Source organism: uncultured Methanobrevibacter sp. (assembly GCF_937906425.1).
Lineage (GTDB): Archaea > Methanobacteriota > Methanobacteria > Methanobacteriales > Methanobacteriaceae > Methanobrevibacter.
The window spans coordinates 1-3,413 of the sequence record NZ_CALCYR010000081.1 but is presented as its reverse complement, the minus strand read 5'-3'; the positions used below and the strand labels follow the sequence as shown (position 1 = coordinate 3,413).

General features: G+C 29.5%; 2 protein-coding genes. One reads left to right on the top strand and one right to left on the bottom strand.

The window, feature by feature from the left end; all coding sequences use genetic code 11:
- Positions 1-1,374, bottom strand: a 1,374-nt coding sequence (locus Q0138_RS02290; protein ID WP_297980369.1) for a Sau3AI family type II restriction endonuclease, incomplete at its 3' end; no start/stop codon positions are given.
- A 385-nt stretch (positions 1,375-1,759) separates the two neighbouring features.
- Here Q0138_RS02290 and dcm point away from each other — a divergent pair.
- Positions 1,760-3,055: a DNA (cytosine-5-)-methyltransferase gene (dcm, locus tag Q0138_RS02285; RefSeq protein WP_297980366.1), complete on the top strand. Its 1,296-nt coding sequence runs from the start codon at positions 1,760-1,762 to the stop codon at positions 3,053-3,055.
- The last annotated feature ends 358 nt before the right edge of the window (positions 3,056-3,413 follow it).

Here is a 3,413-nt window from a genome sequence, read left to right as displayed (position 1 = left end):
GCAATGAAATGAATAAATATATTTAGAATAACTAATTTTGCATACATCACAAATCCAACTATAATCATTACCTCCATATCTATCTTCTTTTCCTCTTAAAAGTAAATAATGCGGATGACAAGAAACATATACTTTTTTACCTTTAGGTGCAACCACCAATATTTGACCTTCAAAGGAATTAGGTGTTGGAAGAAGACTTGTATCCCTTTTATCAATTGTTTCCTTTATCATGTCATAGCTTATTTTAAATGATTCAAGATCCTTTTCATCAAAACTTATTCTTTTTACGCCTACCAATTCCCTATATCCATTTCTGGCATTCCTATTAGGTTCTCTCCAAAGAATGGTTAACAATGTAGTTTCTTCAAAATAGGTTTTCCAGTCTGAATCTTCCCAATCCTCTTCAAATTCACTTAAGGACAATGTTCTAAATGACATTCTTTCTCTTGGTTTTCCTTTTGGAGTTAGAGGTAAATTCTTAATAATGAAACTTGTTTTAGCAAAAAGATCACTTATTGAAGGCAATTCAGAATCTTTTCCAATGATTGAATCAGTAATGATTTTACTTATGTTTTTAGGTATTTTCTCCTTATAGGTTTTTCCACTTACTTCTTCCAATATTTCCAATTGGGTTTTTCCAATATATGGTATAATCTTTTTGTTGATGTATTCCTCTACAGTCTTGTAATCATTAGTCTTAATATCATTTGCACTTGTTTTCATGCTTCTTAAAATACCTGTCATATAAGCGTTTTTTAATGAAAAGGCTCTAGGTTTTGCAAGTACATGGGAATAAGGCTGACTTGTTCTGTCATTAGATGTAGCTGCCTTTGTACATGCTCCAAGATAGGATGTATCCCCTTCTGAAAGTTCATGTGCACGGCCATGTTTCACCTTTTCCTTAATGATGTTAAAGTCATTTCTAATGATTTCCTCATCCTGGCTCATATCATATAACTGATAGTCGGTTATTAGGAAATCTCCAATGTCCTTTCCCTTTTCATAAAGATACCAGATAAATAGGATTTTCTTGTTTTTGGAGATAAGTTTGCTGAATTCATAGTCTTCATAGACTATTGTATTGTAGTCTATTTTGCTTAATGAAACCCTTTCCTTGGCAGACAATAGTCCCTTTTTGCTTTTCTTATATCCGGTTACCTTCAATTCAACTCCTATTTCATCAAAATCAGCTTGAGGATTACTGTTAATCGGATACTTGTAAAATCCACTTTCAACTATATGGCCGAGGATTCCCTTGTTTTTCTTAAGGTTTTTGGTGTTTTCAAGAAGTTTTTGGGAATCTATTTCCTTAAATGTCTTGCCTTTAATCTTTTCAGTGTATTTAAGTAGTTCATCGATTGAATTGAATTTCATCTTAATCCCCCTTTGTATAAACTTTTAAAACAAGTTTTTTGGCATTGTTTTTCCTTAAAAGGGCTTTTATTTAAACTTTTAATTTTTTAAACAAGTTTTTTTGGTATTGTTTTTCCTTAATAGGGCTTTTTTTTAAACTTTTAATTTTTTAAACAAGTTTTATTTAAACTTTTAAAATTTTAAACAACTTCTATTTAAACTTTTAATTTTTTTATCATTAAAACAAGATATATTTATACTTATTTATAAAGTTTAATTATTTCTTATTAGTTTTCAAATGCTCTAACCTATTTTTTATTTTATATGAAAACTAAAAATTCTATTAGACTTTGACTAAAAAATTTTATAAACTAATTTTTATAAAATATAATTGTGAGGAATTTTTATGGAAAAAACAGTAGTTGAATTATTTGCAGGAGTAGGTGGATTCCGTTGTGGATTTAACCATGTAAGTCTGGAAGATGGTAAGGTCCATGAAGAAGACAATTGGGATTTCGTTTGGGCAAACCAATGGGAACCATCCACCAGTTCACAGGCTGCATTTGATTGTTATACAGAAAGGTTTGGCGATTCTGAAAATCATGTAAATGAGGATATAGCTACTGTTGATAAAAAAACAATTCCAGATCATTCTGTTCTTGTTGGCGGATTTCCATGTCAGGATTATAGTGTAGCCAGATCTTTATCCGGTGAAAAGGGAATAGAAGGTAAAAAAGGAGTTTTATGGTGGCAAATAGCAGAAGTTCTAGAGGAAAAACAACCTCCTTTTGTCCTGCTTGAAAATGTGGACAGGTTATTACGTTCACCATCCAGTCAGAGAGGAAGAGACTTTGGCGTAATGCTTAGAACATTATATGATTATGGATATTCCGTTGAATGGAGAGTAATAAATGCTGCAGAATATGGTTTTCCACAAAAAAGAAGAAGAGTTTTTATTTTTGCTTATCATAAGTCAACCAATTACTACAATCGCACAAAAAAGATAAATTACGAAGATTTGATTTATAAAGAGGGGATTTTTGCTAAAAACTTCCCAATTAAGCTTAATTCACAAGAGATTGGACTTGATGGTAAAGCTCATTCTAGTGATGATTTTGGTCAAACTTCAATATTAAAGAAAGATTATAAAGATTTAGTAGAACTAAGTGATAATTTTGATTTTCATTTCTATAATTCTGGATTGATGCATAGAGGCCATATTTATACCTATAAAACTGAAGCTATTGAATGTGAAAATGTTACAACTTTAGGGGATATTATTGAAAAAGGAGAAGTGGATGAAAAATATTTCCTTCTTGATGATAAACTAGAGAAATGGAAGTATTTGAAAGGTTCTAAGAAAGTTCCTCGTAAAAGACCTAATGGTGAAACTTATTATTTTTCTGAAGGTAACTTATCTTTCCCAGATAAATTAGATGTTCCTGCAAGGACAATGCTGACAAGTGAAAGCACTACAAATAGAAGTTCTCATGTTGTTAAAGATGTAAAGTCAGGTAATTTAAGAACTTTAACTCCAATAGAAGCTGAAAGAATTCAAATGTTTCCAGACAATTGGACAAATGTTGAGTCTCAAGCAATGACTGAACGTAGAAGATACTTTATGATGGGTAATGCACTTGTTGTCGGTGTTGTTGGACGTTTAGGAGATTTTTTATCTTCTATTATTGAAAATGAAAATTAATATTAGTTTTTCTCTTTGTTCTTCTTTTCTATATTTTATTAGCAATTTTCTATTAAAATAATTAAATAATTTAACTAATCTCTTTTTAACTGTTTTAGTTTTTTATATTCTGTATAAAATTTCATAATTGGCTTTTTCTCGTTTTACAACAATCTTCTATATCTTCTCTATTCAGTTCACACGAACTATATTTTTCTCCATCTTTAATCTATTTTTATTAATTGTTTAATTTTTTTAGAAATTCAGAAAATCAATATTCAATATAAAATATTCACTATTTTTTTTATTTTGGAATGTTTTTCTGTTTAGTATTTTAGGTTTATTTAAAAAACTTTATTATTTACTAATAGTAAAATTT